The following is a 20,973-nucleotide window of genomic DNA, read 5'->3' as shown; positions in this document are numbered from 1 at the left end:
TCCTCGGCGGTGAAGGCGGCCATCCGATTCGACTCGGGGTCGCTCATGTGCCGGAAGAACGCAGGCAGATCGCTGGGGTGCACGGGACGCAGGGAGACATCTATGGAAGCCATGGGCCCGACCCTAACGACCTTGGGGGAAGGACGGGAGTGAGTCGGCCGTGACACGGGAAGGGCTTTACGGGTTGGGCGAGTTGTGAAGCTGACCTGGGCCCGTACGGCCTGTACCCATCCTGCCCTGTCCGGGGTCTCCCGCGCACATTTCGGGGAGTTGCTCGAAGAACTCGCCCCGCCCTGGGCGGCGGCCCGCGCGTCGGCCCTGCACGTGATGAGGGGCGGGCCCCGCAAGCGGGCCGAGGGTGCCGGACGCAAGCCGAGCCTGGTGTTCACCGACCGGCTCGCGGCCACCCTGGTCCACCTGCGGCTCGGGCTGCCACATGCCGCCCTGGCCGAGTTGTACGGGGTGGACCGCTCCACCGTCTCCGCCGCGATCCGCGAGGTCAGACCCTTGCTCGCCGCGCGGGGCTTTGCCATCCCCGGCCGCCCCTGTCTGCGCATCCGCACCCTGGACGACCTGTTCGCCTACGCAGATGCCGAAGGCGTCGACATCCGGCTCGACGGCACGGAAGTCCAGGTCCGACGCCCGCGCGCGGGCCGCCCCGGACGCAAAGCCTTCGTCTCGGGCAAGAAGAAGCAGAACACGATCAAGACCACCACATTCAGCGACCACCAGGGCCGCACCCTGTTCTCCGGCGTCGTCCGCCCGGGCCGCATGCACGACCAGACCGCTGTGCGTACCGAGGGCATCGCCGAACAGTTCCGCCTCCACCCCGATGTGCACGCCGAGGTCGACTCCGGCTACCAGGGTCTGGCCAAGGAGTTCCCGTCCCAGGTCAGCGCCCCGCCGAAGAAGCCGGCCCAGGACGCTCCCGACGGCGACAAGCGTGCCTGGCGCGAGGCGCGCAGGCGGCAGTCATCGGCCCGCATCGTGGTCGAACACACCAACGCCGAGTACAAGCAGTGGCATCCGCTTCAGCGCTACACCGGACGCCGCGAGGACTACGAGCAGACCCACCTCGCCATCGCCGGCCCGGTCTCCGACCGCGTGGCCCGACGCACGACCCGTCGCCTCACGAGCACCGAACTCGTGCCCGTTCGCGCGACGGCCTGCTGAACCACCCACCAGCCGAACCGCCAGACCAACACGACCCGACCTCAATTTTCCCCAAGGTCGTTAGTCCGGAAAAGGGCCAGCGGCCTCACTGAAATCCTTGCCCGTACACTTCGCGAACGCGGCCATCAGGTCGAAGTCGAGCACTTCCACGTCCATCTGCCCCGTGTGCTCAGGCCGGCCAGCTCGTGATCATTTCCTTGGCCCGGAAGACGCCGCGGTCATCAAGCTGGTTCGGGGGCACCAGCAGAGCCGTCACCATACGTGCTGCCCGCAGTGAGGCCCTCGACGAACGAGCGGAAGTCACCAGCCAGGACGAGCTCCGCGTATTGCCGGCGCCTCTCCCGTACGAGGCACCTCGTTCAGGACAAGCCCGCAAAAACGAGCATTACCTGCGCTGGTCACGCTTCCGACGACGCAGCCAGGCCCAGGCCCGCCGCCCCACTGCAAACGCCGAGGCCACAACGCCCAGATGCGGTTGCAGTACAAGGACCTCCAACTGGCGCGGGCCATGGGGAAGTCGGGTCAAGCCGTCATGGAGGAACGCCTGCTGCCCGTGCGGCCAGGAACCTCGCCCGGCTGACTCCTCCACTGCGCCCGTCGCGATGCACTCTGACTCCCCGGTTGGTCGGCGGTTCGCGTGTCGCCGCCAGTCTGCCGAGCGGGTGCGGGGGCGACCGTCCCCCGAAAGTCTGCGGGTGCGCGACCAAGGGATGAACCGGGCGCAGGGAGCGGCTACTTAGGTCGCGGCGCCCGGCGAGCAGAGCACCGCGGTCACCTGGCCGGCACCCGGCGTTCCTCGTCGGCCCCGGTGCGCTTTCCGCCGGTGGCGACCACGCGGCCCCGGGGCCTGCGCGGCAGCAGGCGCCGGGTGAGGCCGGACTCGTAGCGGGGCTGGAGCAGCAGGATCAGGCCCACCGCGCAGACGAACGCGACCCCGAAGAGCATCCAGGACTTGGCGCCCCGCGCCGAGTAGGCCACGATCCCGAACGAGAACAGCGCCGACCAGAAGTACATGAGCAGCACGGCCCGGCGGTGCGAGTGGCCGAGCTGGAGCAGGCGGTGGTGGAGGTGGCCCTTGTCGGCGGCGAAAGGGGACATTCCGTTCCACGTACGCCTGATGACGGCGAGCACGAGGTCCGCGACGGGCAGCGCGATGACGGACAGCGGCAGCATCAGCGGAATGTAGACCGGCACCATCGCGGCCGACCCGGACCTGCCGTCCACCGACTGGCTGAGAAGGCTCGGGTCGACCTCGCCCGTCACCGAGACCGCGCACCCGGCGATGAGCAGGCCGAGCAGCATCGAGCCCGAGTCACCCATGAAGATCCGGGCCGGATGCGAGTTGTGGACCAGGAAGCCGAGGCACATGCCCGCCAGGATCGCGGAGATCAGCGTGGTGGACGCGGCGGCCTCGATCCCGTAGCCGTACCAGAGCCGGTACGCGTACAGGAAGAACGCCGTCGCGGCGATGCCCACCGTGCCGGCGGCCAGCCCGTCGAGCCCGTCGACGAAGTTGACCGCGTTGATCGAGACGACGATCAGCCCCACGGTCAGCAGCGTGCCCTGCCAGTCGGAGAGGTAGATCCCGTCGGTGCCCGGCACCGGGAGCCAGAGAATCGTCAGTCCCTGGAACGCCATCACCCCGGCGGCGAGCACTTGGCCGCCGAGCTTGACCAGCGAGTCGACGCCCCATTTGTCGTCCAGGACACCCAGGATCCAGATGAGCGCGGCGCCGGACAGCAGGGCCCGCGGCGTCGAGCTCTGGGTGAAGATCTCCTCCAGGTGCGGCAGGTGGGAGGCGACCAGCAGTCCGGCCACCAGCCCGCCGAACATGGCCACGCCGCCGAGGCGCGGAGTGGGCTCACGATGGACGTCCCGCGCCCGGATCTCGGGCATCGCGCCGACGGAGATCGCGAACTTCCGTACGGGGCCGGTCAGGAGATGGGTCACGGCCGCCGTGATGAACAGCATGAGCAAGTAGTCCCGCACGGGCGGCCTCACATTCCGGCCCAGCGGGCCGATACCTGAGCCCGATCGATGCCCTCGCTGTGCCCCGGCGAGCCTAACTCATACGGATTTCTGTGCGACGGGGAGCGGGGCGGGACGGTGGTGGGTGCGGGTGTCGAGCGATATGTACGTCAGCGGGCGGACGTGCCATTCGATGTGCCGGCCGCCGCGCAGCATGAGCGTGAACCCGCGGGGTTCGCCGCGATGGAGCGCCCCCAGCGCCCGTACCCAGCCGCCCTGGTCCGATCACTGGTGGGCGCGGATCAGTTCGCGCGGTGTGAGGCCGAAGAGATGGTTCGCCCGGAGTCGGACGCGGATGGCGCGGACGGCCTCTTGGGGCGTGGCCAGGATGCGCAGGTCGATCGGCTCGGCGACGAAGCCGGTGGCGTGGCCGTAGCGCAGGGCCTCGAACAGGTAGCCGTGTTCGACGACCGGCTCGGGGCGCGCGGTCGCCGCACTCGAGGACGGTGTGGTTCACCCTCGCCGCCCCCGGATGCTGAGGCGCACCGACCCGCACGCAGGGTGCGAGGCCCTCATCCGCTGCCCTGCCGGGAGAGAACCCGGGCACCTTCATGGCGCACAGCCAACTGAACGGGCACGGTGCGAGAGCCTTGCGCGACAACGGCCCTCGGGGAGTTCTTCTCCCGTACGACGAGCAGCCCTGCCAGCACCAGCAGTACCCAGAGCACCGGACCGAGCGGGTTTCCGGGGGAAACGAACCCCTGCGCGGCAAGCCCGAGGAGGCCGCCTGCGGAAAGCACGGCCGCGAGAACGACCTTGCCGAGGCTCATATCCGACGCCGCACCGGAACGGCGACGGAATTCGAACCGGCCGAAAATTCTGGTGAAGCACACCAGGAAGATTCCCGAAACGCCGACCCATAGCGGTGCCACCGCGAACCACATCGGGCTACCGGGCGTCGGTGTCGCGAAGCCGAGTCCGATAATTGCGATTCCCGCTGTCATCACGAGCGCGGGCATGTGCCAGAGATACAGGGTCATGAAGCGGGTTCCGCACCATTGCAGGACGGTGGTGGCCAGTGGGCGTTCGGCGAATCGCGTGATGACCGGCTTGAGCGTCAGCCAGAGTCCGAGCTGGCCGACGGTCAGAGACAGCATCACCGCGGTCGGCGGGCTCATGTTGGAGACCGGGGCCCCGGGCATTCCGATCATGGATGCCGGGTAGGGCCCGAAGAACACAGCGGCCGCGGTGAGTCCGAAGCCGACAGCGGCCAGACCCGCCGATGTCCACCTGCTCCGCATGCGCAGGCCGCCGTCGGCGTAGTGGAAGCCGAACTGGTGGGCTGCCAGCCAGACGAACAGGGCGTTCAGGAAACCGATCGCGGGGCTGACCTCGAAGCGCAGCACATCGACGACCAGGGCACAGACGGCGAGTACGCCGATCACACGCCATCCGAACCGGCGGTACCACCGGAACATCACCGGCGTGAGCGCGACCACGAGCACGTAGACGGCGAGGAACCAGAGCAGCTGGCCGGCTATTTTGCCCGCCATCAGCACCGGTTGCTGAGGCACCCCCGCGGCGATCAACGCGTGGGGCAGCAGCAGCCACACGGCTGCCAGAGGTATGACCGGCACCAGGAGACGCGCAATTCTGCTCCGGAGCCAGGTGCGCACCGATTTCGCCGATCGGAACGAGAAGAAATTGGCGGCTCCACCGGCGAAGAACACCATGGGCATCACCTGCGTCAGCCATGTGACAATCCACCAGCCGGGACTCGCAAGAGCGTTTCCGGTGCTCAAATGCCCATTCTCATAGGCCAGTACGGGCATGAGCCAGTGCTGGGAAATCACGGCCAGCACGCATAGTGCTCTGATGACATCTATGAATGAATCGCGACCGCGATCGGGCGAATGAGCGTGCGTTTGCTGCATGCAATCATCGTGCAGTCAGCAGGCGATACGGACAGTAAAGTGGCCCCCCGAATTCATTGGGGGGCCAGCACTGCGTGCCATGGTGGGGTTCTCCCCACCGGGCCACGGTGTGGTTCACCCTCTCCGCCCCCGGACGCCGAGGCGTCCCGAACCTGTCCCCGTCACGATCGTCACGACCACCACAAGAGCCGCGGTCGCGCCGCCCAGCCACATGACCGCCGACACGGACAGGCGGTCGAGGACGGCTCCGCCCGCCAGGGCGCCGATGGCGAGGGTCGCCTGGAAGGACGCGGTGAAGAGGACGGACGCCGCTTCGGGCGCGTCGGGCGCGGCCTTGGCGAACCAGGTCTGCGAGCAGACCGGCACCGCACCGTAGGCGACCCCCCAGACGACCAGCAGCGCGACGGCTCCGGCCTCCCACCTGCCCAGGAGCGGGAGCAGCGCGGTCGCGGCGGCGATCAGTCCCGCGGCGAGGCAGATCGAGGCGCGCGGGCGGCGCGTCACGAGTGCGCCGCCGACGAAGTTGCCGGCGATCCCGGCGGCGCCGTAGACCAGCAGGAACACCGTGATCAGTGCCGGACCGGCGTGTGTGACCTGTTCCAGGAAGGGGGTGACATAGGTGTACGTGGCGAAGTGGGACAGAACGATGAGGAAGGTGAGGAGCAGGGCGAACCGGGTGCCGGGCCGGCCCAGCACGGTGCGCAGCAGGCTCGCGCGGGTGACCTGTGTCGGCGGCAGGGCCGGAACCACCAGGAGCATCAGGGCCAGTACGCCCACGCTCAGCACCCCCATGACCACGAACGCCGTCCGCCAGCCGGCCAGGCCGCCGATGAACGTACCGGCGGGGACGCCGAGCACGGAGCCCAGAGGGACGGCCGAAAAGATCACCGCTGTCGCTCGGCCGACCGACGCCGGGGGGACCAGCCGGCCGGCCAGTCCGGCCGCGATGGACCAGAAGCCGCCGATGGTGACCCCGACCATCACCCGGGAGACCAGGACGAGGCGGTAGTCCGTCGCGGCGGCGGTGAGGAAGTCGGCCAGGGCCAGCAGGAGCATGAAGGCGCAGAGCATCAGGCGCCGGTCGACACGCGCCGTCGCCACGGTGACCAAGGGGGCGGAGACCGCCGCGAGGAGTCCGGGCATGGTCATCATCAGGCCCGCCGTGCCGTCCGAGACGGCGAAGTCGGACCCGATCGACGTCAGCAGACCGATGGGCAGGATCTCGGTGGTGACGATCGAGAAGATGCCCAGCATGACGGAGACGACGGCGAGCCGGCCGCGCAAGGGGGTGCGGGGAGGGAGGGCGATGCGTTCGGAGGGGGTGGTGGCCGCGGTGGTGGTCATGGCGGGCGCCGTCCTGTGCTCGGTGATGCGAGGGCTGTTCGCCCCAGTTCACAAGCGTCGGTGGACGGTGTCCGGCAGGTTCGCGACGTCAACGCTGCCGGCCAGGGGTGATGTCGCGTTTCCGCTGGAAGAGCCGACAGGGAGAGGCAACGGAGACGGCGACCGGAAACGGCGAAGGGCCGTCGCTCCCGAGCGGGGGAGTGACGGCCCTTCGCCGCGCGCCGCTAAGGCGCTTGTGAATCCGTGAACCCAGGTGTTCCGCCGAATCAGAGAACGCGGACCGCGCCCGACGGCGGGTCGTAGGAGAGCGGACGCTGCACCACACCGGTGCTGGAGTTCTGCGCACCGACGAACTGGCCGCCGCCCACGTAGATCCCGACGTGGTACGCGCTGCCCGCGCCGCCCCAGTACAGGATGTCGCCCGGCTGGAGGTTGCTCAGGGAGACCTGGGTGCCAGCGGTGGACTGGGCCTGCGAGACGCGCGGCAGGTCGACGCCGACGGAACGGAACGCGGCCTGGACGAGGCCGGAGCAGTCCCACGAGTTGGGGCCGGTGCCGCCGGACACGTACGCGTCGCCGACCTGGGCCTGCGCGAAGGCGATGACGGACGCGGCGGAGCCGGTCGCGCTCGACGACGAGGAGGAGGAAGAGGCCGAGGCCACGGCGGTGGAGCCGGAGGTCGCGCTGAGCGTCGTACGGGCGGCGGTGCGGGAAGCGCGCTCGGCGGCCTCCGCCTTGGCCTTGGCGGCCGCCTCCGCCTTCTTCTTGGCCTCTGCCTTGCGGACTGCCTCGGCCTTGGCCTTCTTGGCGGTCTTGGCCGCGGTGGCGGCTGCGGCGTCCTCCTGGGCCTGCGTCTGCAGGTCCTGGGCGACCTGCTGCGTGGCCTGAGCGGACGCGGCGACGGCGGTGGAGAGCCCGGCGGTGATGGTGGGCATCTCGATGGTCTGGGTCACCGGCTCGGCCTGGGCCGGACCGGCAGCGCCTGCGACCGCGATGGTGCTGAGGACGCCACCGGCAACTCCGGCCCGCAGCGCCGTCTTCGGCGCGTTTCGGCGGGGCTTCCGGTGGCTGGGTATGTGAGCGGTGTGGGACATGAGTACTAGCGCTATCAGGGCCCCGGGGCTCCCATCAAGAAACGTGTGTTGCGACACAGTTACGTCCGGAATCTGTGAATCCGCTTTCCGGCGGCCCTTATTGACGCCGTAACGGGCAAACCGGGCATGCTTGATTACCGCTGTGATCACGGACTTTCGGTAATACGCCCGAATTGCCCGCTGCTTACCATCCGCTTACGCCGATGGCCAAGCCCGCTTTTATTGAAGCCCGAACGAAGTGACGCAGGTCACAGCACGGCTGCGGTGTGGGGGTGTGGGTGCGCCCGACGCCCGAGGCGGTGCCGGATCCCGGGTGGCCGTCCATTCATCCGGAAGATCGTGAATGTGTGCACGCGTCCACTTCGCTCCCCGGGGCCCCTCGCGCGGGTGAGCCCAGAGTGGGGCAGATCCCCTTATCACTCTCAGGATGTCCATTGCCAATTTGCCTGAGTGGGTATCTGATTGTTAGTGCAACACCTTCCTGACCAGCACAGACAACATCAGATGTCACGTCTCGTGATCGCTCGGCCGCTTTGCGTACGAAGATCACCGCTCAGGCGGCTTCGTGACCCTTCGCCGGGTGGTGGAGATCACAAACTCGCTGTCGTACCCCGTGTCGCAGATCACAGGATGACGGGCATAGGATGCGGGGCAGTCGGGCTTGTGAACTGCCTCACATGTGCACGATCTTGGTGGGGTGGCGAGCCGAATCGCCCGATGCGGTCCAACGGTCAAGGACGACTGGAAGGAGCGAGGAGCGTGAATGCCTACGCGCCCATCCTCGTGCTCGGCGCCCTCGGGGCAGGGTTTGCGATCTTCTCCGTGGTCATGGCCACGCTTATCGGCCCGAAGCGGTACAACCGAGCAAAGCTCGAAGCGTACGAGTGCGGTATCGAACCCACCCCCACTCCAGCCGGAGGCGGCCGCTTCCCCATCAAGTACTACCTGACGGCGATGCTCTTCATCGTCTTCGACATCGAGATCGTCTTCCTCTATCCCTGGGCGGTCACCTTCGACGCCCTGGGGATCTTCGGGCTCGTGGAGATGCTGCTCTTCGTGCTCACCGTCTTCGTCGCCTACGCGTATGTGTGGCGTCGCGGCGGCCTGGAATGGGACTGAGGGGCTGAGGGGCACACCATGGGACTCGAAGAGAAGCTGCCCAGCGGCTTCGTGCTGACCACTGTCGAGCAGGCCGCCGGCTGGGTGCGGAAGTCCTCCGTCTTCCCTGCCACCTTCGGCCTCGCCTGCTGCGCCATCGAGATGATGACGACCGGAGCCGGGCGTTATGACCTGGCCCGTTTCGGGATGGAGGTCTTCCGCGGATCGCCGCGACAGGCGGATCTGATGATCGTGGCAGGGCGGGTCAGCCAGAAGATGGCGCCCGTCCTGCGGCAGGTCTACGACCAGATGCCGAACCCCAAGTGGGTCATCTCCATGGGGGTTTGCGCATCATCGGGCGGGATGTTCAACAATTACGCCATTGTTCAGGGTGTTGATCATATTGTCCCGGTTGATATCTATTTGCCGGGCTGCCCGCCGCGGCCCGAGATGCTGATGGACGCGATCCTCAAGCTCCACCAGAAGATCCAGAGCTCCAAGCTCGGGGTCAACGCGGAGGAGGCCGCCCGCGAGGCGGAGGACGCGGCGCTCAAGGCACTGCCCCTGATCGAGATGAAGGGGCTCATGCGGTGAGTGAGAACCAGAACCACGACGAGCAGAGCAACAACGGCGTGCCCGCACCGCGCGACGAGACCGGCGAGGTCATCGGCGTACGCAAGGGCATGTTCGGCGCCAACAACGGCGGCGACACCTCCGGCTACGGCGGCCTCGTCCGCACGGTGGCGCTGCCGGGCGCCACGTCCCGCCCGTACGGCGGCTGGTTCGACGAGGTGGCCGACGAGCTCGAAGGGGCCCTGGAGGAACAGGACCTGCTTCCCGGGAACGCCATCGAGAAGACCGTCGTCGACCGCGGCGAACTCACCTTCCACATCGCCCGGGAGCACCTCGTCCGGGTCGCCCGGACCCTGCGCGACGACCCGGCGCTGCGCTTCGAGCTCTGTACGGGGGTGAGCGGCGTCCACTTCCTCGGCGACAAGGGCCGGGAACTGCACGCCGTCTACCACCTGCGCTCGATCACGCACGGCCGGCTGATCCGCCTGGAGGTGTCGGCCCCGGACAACGATCCGCACATCCCGTCCCTCGTCGAGGTCTACCCGACCAACGACTGGCACGAGCGTGAGGCGTACGACTTCTTCGGGCTCATCTTCGACGGGCACCCCGCCCTCACCCGGATCATGATGCCGGACGACTGGCAGGGCTTCCCGCAGCGCAAGGACTACCCGCTCGGTGGCATCGCCGTCGAGTACAAGGGCGCCCAGATCCCGGCTCCGGACCAGCGGAGGTCGTACTCCTGATGTCTACTCCCCATGCAACACCTCGGGCGACGACCGAGGGGACTGTATATACAGTCACCGGCGGCGACTGGGACGAGGTCGTCGAGTCGGCGGTCAAGTCCGACGACGAGCGCATCATCGTCAACATGGGCCCCCAGCACCCGTCCACGCACGGGGTGCTGCGGCTGATCCTGGAGATCGACGGCGAGACCGTCACCGAGGCCCGCTGCGGGATCGGCTACCTCCACACCGGCATCGAGAAGAACCTCGAATTCCGGAACTGGACCCAGGGCACCACCTTCGTGACGCGCATGGATTACCTGACGCCGTTCTTCAACGAGGCGGCGTACTGCCTGGGCGTCGAGAAGCTCCTCGGCATCGAGGACCAGATCCCCGACCGGGCCAGCATCCTGCGCGTGCTCCTGATGGAGCTCAACCGGATCTCCTCGCACCTGGTGTGCATCGCCACCGGCGGCATGGAGCTCGGCGCCACCACGATCATGATCTACGGCTTCCGTGATCGTGAACTCGTTCTCGATCTCTTCGAGCTGATCACCGGCCTGCGGATGAACCATGCGTTCATCCGGCCCGGCGGACTCGCCCAGGACCTGCCGCCCGGCGCGATCGACCAGCTCCGCGAGTTCGTGAAGACCATGAAGAAGAACCTGCCGGAGTACGACAAGCTGGCCACCGGCAACCCGATCTTCAAGGCCCGTATGCAGGACGTCGGCTATCTCGACCTGACCGGCTGCATGGCACTCGGTGCCACCGGCCCGATCCTGCGCTCCGCCGGACTCCCGCACGACCTGCGCAAGACGGACCCCTACTGCGGATACGAGAACTACGAGTTCGACGTCCCCACCGCCGACAGCTGCGACGCCTACGGCCGCTTCCTCATCCGGCTCGAGGAGATGCGTCAGTCGCTGCGGATCGTCGAGCAGTGCATCGACCGGCTCGCCCCCGGACCGGTGATGGTCGCCGACAAGAAGATCGCCTGGCCGGCGCAGCTCGCGCTCGGTCCGGACGGGCTCGGCAACTCGCTCGACCACATCAAGAAGATCATGGGCACCTCCATGGAGGCCCTGATCCACCACTTCAAGCTGGTGACCGAGGGCTTCCGCGTCCCGGCCGGACAGACGTACACCGCCGTCGAGTCGCCCAAGGGCGAGCTCGGCGTCCATGTCGTCTCGGACGGCGGCACCCGGCCCTACCGGGTCCACTTCCGCGACCCGTCCTTCACCAATCTGCAGGCCATGGCGGCGATGTGCGAGGGCGGCCAGGTCGCCGACGTCATCGTCGCCGTCGCGTCCATCGACCCCGTGATGGGAGGCGTCGACCGGTGACCGAAACACGTCAGGAAGTCAGTCTGGGGATGCCGCAGCTCCCCGCCCCCGCCTACCCGGACGAGGTGCGCGCCAGGCTCGAAGCGGACGCGAAGGAGGTGATCGCACGCTACCCCGGCAGCCGCTCCGCGCTGCTTCCGCTGCTGCACCTGGTGCAGTCCGAGGAGGGCTACGTCTCCCGTACGGGCATGGCGTTCTGCGCCGAGCTGCTCGGCCTCACCACGGCCGAGGTCACCGCGGTCGCCACCTTCTACACGATGTACCGGCGCAAGCCGAGCGGTGACTACCAGGTCGGTGTCTGCACCAACACGCTGTGCGCGGTGATGGGCGGCGACGCCATCTTCGACCGGCTCAAGGAACACCTCGGCGTCGGCAACGACGGGCCCGATATGACAACCGAGGACGGCAAGGTCACCCTCGAACACATCGAGTGCAACGCGGCCTGCGACTTCGCTCCCGTGGTGATGGTCAACTGGGAGTTCTTCGACAACCAGACGCCCGAGAGCGCGACGCGGCTGGTCGACGACCTGATCGCCGGGCGCACCGTCGAACCCACCCGTGGCGCGCCCCTGTGCTCGTACAAGGAGACGTCCCGGATTCTGGCCGGCTTCCCCGACGAGCGCCCCGGCGCCGTCGAGGCGTCCGGCGGCGCGGGCCCCGCCTCGCTGATCGGCCTCCGGCTCGCCAGGGGCGAGGACCCGCACCCGAGGGTCGTCGCCCCGCGGGGCGAGTCCGGGCACGCCGATGCCCCGCAGGACCCGGAGCACCCGTCCGGCCCGACAGGCGAGGAGGGAGAGTGATGACGTTGGCAACCGAAATCAACGACAACGGCAGCGGGGGCAGCCCCGAGAAGCTGCTCGTCCCCGTCCTCTCCGCCTTCTGGGACCAGCCGCAGTCCTGGACCCTGGAGACCTACCGGCGTCACGAGGGGTACGAGGGTCTGCGCAAGGCCCTCGCCATGTCGCCGGACGACCTCATCGCGTACGTCAAGGACTCCGGTCTGCGCGGCCGCGGCGGCGCGGGCTTCCCCACCGGCATGAAGTGGCAGTTCATTCCGCAGGGCGACGGCAAACCGCACTATCTGGTGGTCAACGCCGACGAGTCGGAGCCCGGGACCTGCAAGGACATCCCGCTCCTCTTCGCCAACCCGCACAGCCTCATCGAGGGCATCGTGATCGCCTGCTACGCGATCCGTTCCTCGCATGCGTTCATCTATCTGCGCGGTGAAGTCGTCCCCGTACTGCGGCGGTTGCACGAGGCCGTGCGCGAGGCGTACGAGGCGGGCTTCCTCGGGACGGACATCCTGGGCTCGGGGCTCGACCTGGAACTCACCGTGCACGCGGGCGCGGGCGCGTACATCTGCGGTGAGGAGACCGCACTGCTCGACTCGCTCGAAGGGCGACGCGGCCAGCCCCGGCTGCGACCTCCCTTCCCCGCGGTCGCCGGTCTGTACGCCTGCCCCACTGTGGTGAACAACGTCGAGTCCATCGCCTCGGTTCCCGCGATCCTGAACCGGGGCAAGGACTGGTTCAAGTCGATGGGCAGCGAGAAGTCCCCGGGCTTCACGCTGTATTCGCTCAGCGGGCACGTCGCGAGCCCCGGCCAGTACGAGGCCCCGCTCGGCATCACGCTGCGCCAGCTGCTCGACATGAGCGGCGGGATGCGCCCCGGCCACCGCCTGAAGTTCTGGACCCCGGGCGGCTCCTCGACCCCGATGTTCACCGACGAGCACCTCGATGTGCCGCTCGACTACGAGGGTGTCGGCGCCGCCGGTTCCATGCTCGGCACCAAGGCGCTCCAGTGCTTCGACGAGACGACCTGCGTCGTGCGGGCCGTCACCCGCTGGACCGAGTTCTACGCCCATGAGTCCTGCGGCAAGTGCACACCGTGCCGCGAAGGCACCTACTGGCTCGTCCAGCTGCTCCGCGACATCGAGGCCGGCAAGGGACAGATGGCCGACCTCGACAAGCTGAACGACATCGCCGACAACATCAACGGCAAGTCCTTCTGCGCCCTCGGCGACGGCGCCGCCTCGCCGATCTTCTCCTCGCTGAAGTACTTCCGCGAGGAGTACGAGCAGCACATCACGGGCAGGGGCTGCCCCTTCGATCCCGCCAGGTCGACCGCATGGGCCGACGACAAGAACGCTCACCAGGGGGTGAACGCATGACAGTCACCACGAGTGCGCCCTCCGGGGGCGGCGAGGCGGCCCTTCCGCCCGAGGACCTCGTCACGCTGACGATCGACGGCATCGAGATCAGCGTGCCCAAGGGCACCCTGGTCATCCGGGCCGCCGAACTCCTCGGCATCGAGATCCCGCGCTTCTGCGACCACCCGCTCCTCGACCCGGCCGGCGCCTGCCGCCAGTGCATCGTCGAGGTCGAGGGCCAGCGCAAGCCGATGGCGTCCTGCACCATCACCTGCACCGACGGCATGGTGGTGAGGTCGCAGCTCACCTCGCCCGTCGCCGAGAAGGCGCAGAAGGGTGTGATGGAGCTGCTGCTCATCAACCACCCGCTGGACTGCCCGGTCTGCGACAAGGGCGGTGAGTGCCCGCTGCAGAACCAGGCGATGTCGCACGGCGGCGCCGACTCCCGCTTCGACGGCAAGAAGCGCACGTTCGAGAAGCCCGTCCCGATCTCCACCCAGGTGCTGCTGGACCGTGAGCGGTGTGTGCTCTGCGCGCGCTGCACCCGGTTCTCCAACCAGGTGGCCGGTGACCCGATGATCGAGCTGCTGGAACGCGGCGCGCTCCAGCAGGTCGGCACGGGCGAGGGCGACCCCTTCGAGTCGTACTTCTCCGGGAACACCATCCAGATCTGCCCGGTCGGGGCGCTGACCTCGGCGGCGTACCGGTTCCGCTCCCGGCCCTTCGACCTGGTGTCGTCGCCGTCGGTGTGCGAGCACTGCGCGGGCGGCTGCGCGACCCGTACCGACCACCGGCGCGGCAAGGTCATGAGGCGGCTCGCCGCCAACGATCCCGAGGTCAACGAGGAGTGGGTCTGCGACAAGGGCCGCTTCGGTTTCCGTTACACGCAACAGCCAGGCCGGCTCACCACTCCGCTGGTACGCAACGCGGACGGCGTCCTGGAACCGGCGAGCTGGCCCGAGGCGCTGGACGCCGCGGCCGCCGGACTCGCCGCCGCACGCGGCAGGACGGGTGTCCTCACGGGCGGCCGGCTGACCGTCGAGGACGCGTACGCGTACAGCAAGTTCGCCCGGATCGCGCTGGACACCAACGACGTCGACTTCCGGGCCCGGGTGCACAGCAGCGAGGAGGCCGACTTCCTGGCCGCCCGCGTGGCCGGGCGCGGCCGGGACCTGGACGGCTCGGGGGTCACGTACACCTCGCTGGAGAAGGCCCCGACGGTGCTGCTGGTCGGGTTCGAGTCGGAGGAGGAGGCGCCCGGCGTCTTCCTGCGGCTGCGCAAGGCGAACCGCAAGCACGGACAGCGCACGTTCGCCGTCGCCTCGCACGCGACGCGCGGCCTCACGAAGGCGGGCGGCACACTGCTTCCCGCCGCCCCCGGCACCGAGACCGAGTGGCTGGACGCGATCGCGGGCGGCGTCGGGCTCGACGGCGACGGAGCCGCGGCGGCCGAGGCGCTGCGCGGCGGGGGTGCCGTGATCGTGGTCGGTGAGCGGCTGGCGGCCGTGCCGGGCGGGCTCACCGCCGCGGTACGGACAGCCACCGCGACCGGGGCCACGCTGGTGTGGATTCCGCGCCGGGCCGGCGAGCGCGGTGCGGTGGAGGCGGGCGCGCTTCCGTCGCTGCTGCCCGGCGGCCGTCCGGCGACCGACCCGAGGGCCAGGGACGAGGTGGCGGCCGTCTGGGGCGTCGCCGAACTCCCGTCCCGCTTCGGCCGCGACACCGGCCAGATCGTGGAGGCCGCGGCCACCGGCGAACTGGGCGCGCTGGTCGTCGCCGGGGTCGAGCCGGTGGACCTGCCGGACCCGGCCCGGGCCCTGGAGGCCCTGGACCGGGTCGGTTTCCTGGTCTCGCTGGAGCTGCGGCCCAGTGAGGTGACCGAGCGGGCCGATGTGGTCTTCCCGGTCGCCGCGGTCGCCGAGAAGGCCGGCACCTTCCTCAACTGGGAGGGCAGGGCGCGGATGTTCGAGGCCGCGCTGAAGCCCGAGCAGATGACGCGGTCGCTCGCGCCGACCGACGCGCGGGTGCTGCACATGCTGGCCGACGCCATGGACACCCATTTCGCGCTGCCGGATCTGAAGTCCGTACGCCGCGAGCTGGACCGGCTCGGCGGCTGGACCGGTACGCACGCCACCGACCCGAACGAGCCGGCCCGGCCGCTGCCCAGGCCCGGCGACGGCGAGGCGGTCCTCGCGGGCCACCGGATGCTGCTCGACCTGGGCCGGCTCCAGGAGGGCGACGACGCACTGGCCGGCACCCGGCACGCCTCGGTCGCCCGGCTCTCCGCCGTCACCGCGGCCGAGACGGGCGTGAAGGACGGCGATCTGCTGGCCGTCACCGGCCCGGCGGGCAGCGTCGAACTCCCGTTGAAGGTCACCGACATGCCGGACCGGGTGGTCTGGGTGCCGCTGAACTCCGTCGGGCGGGGCGTCCCGGCCGACACCGGCGCCCGGCCCGGCGGTCTGGTCCGGATCGGCCCCGCCGCACCGGGTACTCCCGACGTCACACCGGAGGTGGGGGCGTGACTGCCTTCGCTCAACTGGCCGCGGCACCGCACAGTGCCGTACTCGCCGCCGAGGATCTGTCGATGTTCGGCACCGACCCGTGGTGGCTCGTCGTCATCAAGGCGGTGTTCTGCTTCGCGTTCCTGATGGTGACCGTGCTCTTCTCCATCGTGTGGGAGCGCAAGGTCGTCGCCTGGATGCAGCTGCGCATCGGCCCCAACCGGCACGGCCCCTGGGGCATGCTCCAGTCGCTCGCCGACGGCATCAAGCTGATGCTGAAGGAAGACGTCGTCGTCAAGCGCGCCGACAAGGTCGTGTACGTGCTCGCGCCGATCGTCGCCGCCATCCCGGCGTTCATGGCGATCGCGGTGATCCCGTTCGGCCCGTCCGACGAGGTCTCGATCTTCGGGCACCGTACGGCGATGCAGCTCACCGACCTGCCGATCGCGATGCTCTACGTCCTCGCGGTCGCCTCGGTCGGGATCTACGGCATCGTGCTGGCAGGCTGGTCGTCCGGATCGACGTACCCGCTCCTCGGCGGTCTGCGCTCGTGCGCGCAGATGATCAGCTACGAGATCGCGATGGGCGCAGCGTTCGCCTCGGTCTTCCTCTACTCCGGGTCGATGTCGACCTCGAAGATCGTGGAGGCGCAGCAGGACCGCTGGTTCATCATCCTGCTGCCGGTCTCCTTCATCATCTACATCGTCACGATGGTCGGTGAGACCAACCGGGCCCCGTTCGACATGCCGGAGTCCGAGGGCGACCTGGTCGGCGGCTTCAACACCGAGTACTCATCGATCAAGTTCGCGATGTTCATGCTCGCCGAATACGTCAACATGGTCACCGTCTCCGCGGTCTCCACGACTCTGTTCCTGGGCGGCTGGCGGGCCCCGTGGCCGATCAGCACCTTCTGGGAGGGCGCGAACCACGGCTGGTGGCCGATGCTCTGGTTCGTCATCAAGGTCCAGCTGTTGCTGTTCTTCTTCATCTGGCTGCGCGGCACGCTGCCCCGGGTCCGCTACGACCAGCTGATGAAGCTCGGCTGGAAGGTCCTGATCCCGGTCTCGCTGCTCTGGCTGATGCTGGTCGCGACGGTGCGGGCGCTGCGCAACGAGGGGTACGACTTCTCGAAGATCGTGCTGTACGTGGCCGGGGCCGTGATCGCGATCCTGCTGATCTCCTTCGTCGCCGACATCTTCCGCGACAAGAAGGGCCGGGCCGCGGAGGCGGAGGCCGGCCCGGAGCCGGCGTTCGACCCGATGGCGGGCGGATTCCCGGTGCCGCCGCTGCCCGGACAGACCCTGCCGCCGGTGCCGCGCCGCAGGCCGCGGGGCGAGCGGGAGCTCGTTGTCAGTGGCGGATCGGATACTCAGAGTGACGGAAATTCGAGTGACGGAAAGGAGGCTGACGGTGTCTGAGTCATCAGAGCCCTCGGGCGAGAAGTTCCAGAACCCTGTCGCCGGCTTCGGCGTGACCTTCAAGGCCATGTTCAAGAAGCGGCTGACCGAGCAGTATCCGGAAACGCACAAGGTGACGGCGCCGCGCTTCCACGGCCGGCATCAGCTCAACCGCCACCCGGACGGTCTGGAGAAGTGCGTCGGCTGTGAGCTGTGCGCCTGGGCCTGTCCGGCGGACGCGATCTATGTGGAGGGCGCGGACAACACCGACGAGGAGCGCTACTCCCCGGGGGAGCGCTACGGCCGCGTCTACCAGATCAACTACGCGCGCTGCATTCTCTGCGGACTGTGCATCGAGGCATGCCCGACCCGGGCGCTGACGATGACCAATGAGTTCGAGCTCGCCAACACCACCCGCGAGAGCCTCATCTACACCAAGGACGAGCTGCTCGCGGGCCTGGAGGAGGGCATGGTCGACACCCCGCACGCGATCTACCCGGGGATGGACGAGCAGGACTACTACCGGGGTCTCGTCACCGAGGCCGCGCCCGGTACGGAACGCCAGGTCGCGGTCTCCAAGGGCGAGAAGCCGGCGGACGGCGCCGACGAGAACAGCGGCTCGGCGCGGGAGGTGGGCGCATGACCGGCCTGGCCGCGGCGGCCTCCCAGACCTCGACCGGTGAGGCCGTCCAGTTCTGGGTGCTGGGCGTCGTCGCCGTGCTCGGCGCGCTGTCCACCGTACTGATGAAGAAAGCCGTGCACAGCGCGCTGAGCCTCGCCGGGACAATGATCGTCCTGGCGGTGTTCTATCTGGCCAACGGCGCCTACTTCCTGGGCGTCGTCCAGATCGTCGTCTACACCGGCGCGATCATGATGCTGTTCCTCTTCGTGGTCATGCTCGTCGGCGTCACGGCGGCCGACTCCCTGAAGGAGACCCTCAAGGGCCAGCGCTGGCTGGCCGCGGGCTGCGGGATCGGCTTCGGCGTCCTGCTCATCGCGGGCATCGGCAACGCCTCGCTGAACAGCTTCAACGGGCTCGGCACCGCCAACGCCGAGCACGGCGGGAACATCGAGGGACTGGCCAGCCTCATCTTCACCAAGTACGTCTTCGCCTTCGAGATCACCGGCGCCCTGCTGATCACGGCGACGGTCGGCGCGATGGTGCTCACCCACCGGGAGCGCACCGAACGGGCCAAGACCCAGCGGGAGATGTCCGAGGAGCGCGTACGCGGCAAGCAGCTGCCGCCGCTGCCCGCCCCCGGTGTCTACGCCCGGCACAACGCCGTGGACATCCCGGGTCTGCTCCCGGACGGCACACCGTCCGAGCTCACCGTCATGCAGACGCTGCGCAATCGCGGGCAGATCCGCGATGTGTCGCACGAGTCGCTGGACCAGCTCAAGGCGCTGGAGCAGCGCTCCGAGGAGCGGCTCGGCCGTGACAACGAAGATGAGGAGGTCGCCAAGTGAATCCGGTCAACTACCTCTATCTCGCCGCCCTGTTGTTCACCATCGGTGCGGCCGGGGTGCTGATCCGACGGAACGCGATCGTGGTGTTCATGTGCGTGGAGCTGATGCTCAACGCCTGCAACCTCGCGTTCGTGACCTTCTCCCGGATGCACGGCAATCTCGACGGGCAGATCATCGCCTTCTTCACGATGGTCGTCGCCGCCGCCGAGGTCGTGGTGGGGCTCGCGATCATCGTGTCGGTGTTCCGTTCCCGCCACTCGGCCTCGGTCGACGACGCCAGCCTGATGAAGCTGTAAGGGGACGTTGAATCGTGGAGAACCTGATTGCGCTGCTCGTCGCGGCGCCTCTGCTCGGAGCCGCGGTCCTGCTCTGCGGCGGCCGACGGCTGGACCGCGCCGGACACTGGGTCGGCACCCTGCTCGCCGCCGTGTCGTTCGTCATCGGTGTCGTGCTCTTCCTCGACATGCTGGGGAAGGGCGCGGAGGACCGGGTGCTGCACCAGAAGCTGTTCAGCTGGATTCCGGTCGAGAGCTTCCAGGCCGATGTGGCCTTCCAGCTCGACCAGTTGTCGATGACGTTCGTGCTGCTGATCACCGGTGTGGGCACCCTGATCCACATCTACTCGATCGGCTACATGGAGCACGACGAGCGCCGGCGCCGCTTCTTCGGCTATCTGAACCTCTTCCTCGCGGCGATGCTGATCCTGGTCATCGCGGACAACTACCTGCTGCTGTACGTCGGGTGGGAGGGCGTCGGTCTGGCGTCGTACCTGCTCATCGGCTTCTGGCAGCACAAGCCCAGCGCGGCCACGGCCGCCAAGAAGGCATTCCTGGTCAACCGGGTCGGCGACATGGGCCTGTCGATCGCGATCATGCTGATGTTCACCACGTTCGGCACCTTCGCCTTCGGTCCCGTCCTGGGGGCGACCGGCCAGACGAGCGAGGGCAAGCTGACGGCGATCGGCCTGCTGCTGCTGCTCGCGGCCTGCGGCAAGTCGGCCCAGGTGCCGCTGCAGTCCTGGCTCGGTGACGCGATGGAGGGCCCGACCCCGGTCTCGGCCCTCATCCATGCCGCGACCATGGTGACCGCGGGCGTCTACCTCATCGTCCGCTCCGGCGCGATCTTCAACGCGGCGCCGGACGCACAGCTGGCCGTCGTGGTCGTCGGTGCGGTCACGCTGCTCTTCGGTGCGATCGTCGGTTGTGCGAAGGACGACATCAAGAAGGCCCTCGCCGGGTCGACGATGTCGCAGATCGGCTACATGATCCTGGCCGCCGGGCTCGGCCCGATCGGCTACGTCTTCGCGATCATGCACCTGGTGACGCACGGCTTCTTCAAGGCCGGGCTCTTCCTCGGCGCCGGTTCGGTCATGCACGGCATGAACGACGAAGTCGACATGAGGAAGTTCGGCGGCCTCAGGAAGTACATGCCGGTCACCTTCATCACCTTCGGCCTCGGCTATCTGGCGATCATCGGCTTTCCCGGTCTGTCCGGCTTCTTCTCCAAGGACAAGATCATCGAGGCGGCCTTCGCCAAGGGCGGCACCGAGGGCTGGATCCTCGGCTCGGTGGCCCTGCTGGGCGCCGCGATCACCGCGTTCTACATGACGCGCGTGATGCTGCTGACGTTCTTCGGCGAGAAGCGTTGGCAGCCCGACGCGGAGGGACACGAGCCGCATCCGCACGAGTCCCCGAAGTCGATGACCATCCCCATGATCGTCCTCGCGTTCGGTTCGGTCTTCGCCGGATTCCTCTTCTCCTTCAACGACCGCTTCCTGAACTGGCTGGAGCCGGTCACCGGCCACAGCCACGGCCACGCGCCGGTCAGCGCCACGACGGTCACCGCCGCCACCATGGTGGTGCTCGTCATCGGCGTCGCCATCGCCTGGGTGATGTACGGACGCAAGCCCGTTCCGGTCGTCGCCCCGCGCGGCTCGCTGCTCACCCGGGCCGCCCGCCGCGATCTCCTCCAGGACGACTTCAACCATGTGGTCCTGGTCCGCGGCGGCGAGCACCTCACCCGCTCCCTGGTGTACGTCGACCACACCCTGGTCGACGGCGTCGTCAACGGCACGGCCGCCTCGATGGGCGGGCTCTCCGGCCGGCTGCGCAAGCTGCAGAACGGCTACGCCCGCTCCTACGCGGTCTCGATGTTCGGCGGTACAGCGATTGTCATCGCCGCGACCCTGCTGATGAGGGCGGTCTGAT

17 protein-coding genes are annotated in these 20,973 nt (G+C 68.5%); 13 read left to right on the top strand and 4 right to left on the bottom strand.

Annotation, left to right across the window (positions count from 1 at the left end):
- The first annotated feature begins 195 nt into the window (after positions 1 to 195).
- On the top strand, positions 196 to 1,173 hold the full coding sequence (locus ACIPEK_RS35110; protein ID WP_402004678.1) for a transposase family protein: 978 nt from the start codon (positions 196 to 198) through the stop codon (positions 1,171 to 1,173).
- A 771-nt stretch (positions 1,174 to 1,944) separates the two neighbouring features.
- On the opposite strand, the gene ACIPEK_RS35105 is transcribed toward ACIPEK_RS35110, so the two are convergent.
- From ACIPEK_RS35105 to ACIPEK_RS35090, 4 genes are all read right to left on the bottom strand, one after another.
- A complete protein-coding gene (locus ACIPEK_RS35105; RefSeq protein ID WP_402004675.1) occupies positions 1,945 to 3,174 on the bottom strand; it encodes an MraY family glycosyltransferase in 1,230 nt (409 codons plus the stop codon).
- A 539-nt stretch (positions 3,175 to 3,713) separates the two neighbouring features.
- Complete coding sequence (locus ACIPEK_RS35100; RefSeq protein ID WP_402004672.1) at positions 3,714 to 5,075, bottom strand: acyltransferase; 1,362 nt, start codon at positions 5,073 to 5,075, stop codon at positions 3,714 to 3,716.
- Positions 5,076 to 5,189: 114 nt separating this feature from the next.
- Complete coding sequence (locus tag ACIPEK_RS35095) at positions 5,190 to 6,419, bottom strand: MFS transporter (RefSeq protein ID WP_402004669.1); 1,230 nt, start codon at positions 6,417 to 6,419, stop codon at positions 5,190 to 5,192.
- A gap of 266 nt (positions 6,420 to 6,685) precedes the next feature.
- On the bottom strand, positions 6,686 to 7,513 hold the full coding sequence (locus ACIPEK_RS35090; protein WP_402004666.1) for a C40 family peptidase: 828 nt from the start codon (positions 7,511 to 7,513) through the stop codon (positions 6,686 to 6,688).
- 759 nt (positions 7,514 to 8,272) lie between these two features.
- Here ACIPEK_RS35090 and ACIPEK_RS35085 point away from each other — a divergent pair.
- Genes ACIPEK_RS35085 through nuoL form a run of 12 tightly spaced genes read left to right on the top strand, consistent with a single transcriptional unit; the run spans position 8,273 to position 20,972 of the window.
- Complete coding sequence (locus tag ACIPEK_RS35085; protein WP_003992243.1) at positions 8,273 to 8,632, top strand: NADH-quinone oxidoreductase subunit A; 360 nt, start codon at positions 8,273 to 8,275, stop codon at positions 8,630 to 8,632.
- An 18-nt stretch (positions 8,633 to 8,650) separates the two neighbouring features.
- Positions 8,651 to 9,205: a NuoB/complex I 20 kDa subunit family protein gene (locus tag ACIPEK_RS35080; RefSeq protein WP_402004663.1), complete on the top strand. Its 555-nt coding sequence runs from the start codon at positions 8,651 to 8,653 to the stop codon at positions 9,203 to 9,205.
- A complete protein-coding gene (locus ACIPEK_RS35075) occupies positions 9,202 to 9,927 on the top strand; it encodes an NADH-quinone oxidoreductase subunit C (RefSeq protein ID WP_402004660.1) in 726 nt (241 codons plus the stop codon). Before ACIPEK_RS35080 ends, ACIPEK_RS35075 begins: the two co-directional genes overlap by 4 nt.
- Positions 9,927 to 11,249: an NADH-quinone oxidoreductase subunit D gene (locus ACIPEK_RS35070; RefSeq protein ID WP_114246031.1), complete on the top strand. Its 1,323-nt coding sequence runs from the start codon at positions 9,927 to 9,929 to the stop codon at positions 11,247 to 11,249. The genes ACIPEK_RS35075 and ACIPEK_RS35070 overlap by 1 nt, the downstream gene beginning before the upstream one ends.
- Before the next feature lie 29 nt (positions 11,250 to 11,278).
- On the top strand, positions 11,279 to 12,049 hold the full coding sequence (nuoE, locus tag ACIPEK_RS35065) for an NADH-quinone oxidoreductase subunit NuoE (RefSeq protein WP_351263978.1): 771 nt from the start codon (positions 11,279 to 11,281) through the stop codon (positions 12,047 to 12,049).
- Positions 12,049 to 13,419, top strand: coding sequence for an NADH-quinone oxidoreductase subunit NuoF (gene nuoF, locus ACIPEK_RS35060; RefSeq protein WP_402004657.1), 1,371 nt, complete (start codon positions 12,049 to 12,051; stop codon positions 13,417 to 13,419). The genes nuoE and nuoF overlap by 1 nt, the downstream gene beginning before the upstream one ends.
- Entirely contained in the window at positions 13,416 to 15,923 is a 2,508-nt protein-coding gene (locus tag ACIPEK_RS35055; RefSeq protein ID WP_402004654.1) for an NADH-quinone oxidoreductase subunit G, read from the top strand. The genes nuoF and ACIPEK_RS35055 overlap by 4 nt, the downstream gene beginning before the upstream one ends.
- Positions 15,920 to 17,320: an NADH-quinone oxidoreductase subunit NuoH gene (gene nuoH, locus ACIPEK_RS35050; RefSeq protein WP_383073476.1), complete on the top strand. Its 1,401-nt coding sequence runs from the start codon at positions 15,920 to 15,922 to the stop codon at positions 17,318 to 17,320. Before ACIPEK_RS35055 ends, nuoH begins: the two co-directional genes overlap by 4 nt.
- On the top strand, positions 17,313 to 17,942 hold the full coding sequence (gene nuoI, locus ACIPEK_RS35045; RefSeq protein ID WP_402004651.1) for an NADH-quinone oxidoreductase subunit NuoI: 630 nt from the start codon (positions 17,313 to 17,315) through the stop codon (positions 17,940 to 17,942). Before nuoH ends, nuoI begins: the two co-directional genes overlap by 8 nt.
- On the top strand, positions 17,939 to 18,766 hold the full coding sequence (locus ACIPEK_RS35040; protein ID WP_383073478.1) for an NADH-quinone oxidoreductase subunit J: 828 nt from the start codon (positions 17,939 to 17,941) through the stop codon (positions 18,764 to 18,766). Before nuoI ends, ACIPEK_RS35040 begins: the two co-directional genes overlap by 4 nt.
- Entirely contained in the window at positions 18,763 to 19,062 is a 300-nt protein-coding gene (gene nuoK / locus ACIPEK_RS35035; protein ID WP_093543641.1) for an NADH-quinone oxidoreductase subunit NuoK, read from the top strand. Before ACIPEK_RS35040 ends, nuoK begins: the two co-directional genes overlap by 4 nt.
- Positions 19,063 to 19,076: 14 nt before the next feature.
- A complete protein-coding gene (nuoL, locus tag ACIPEK_RS35030; RefSeq protein ID WP_402004648.1) occupies positions 19,077 to 20,972 on the top strand; it encodes an NADH-quinone oxidoreductase subunit L in 1,896 nt (631 codons plus the stop codon).
- Position 20,973: the final 1 nt, after the last annotated feature.

Source organism: Streptomyces sp. NPDC088246 (assembly GCF_044741025.1).
Taxonomy (GTDB): Bacteria; Actinomycetota; Actinomycetes; order Streptomycetales; family Streptomycetaceae; genus Streptomyces.
Note: the sequence above shows the minus strand (reverse complement) of the source record. Positions and strands in the feature narration are given on the sequence as shown.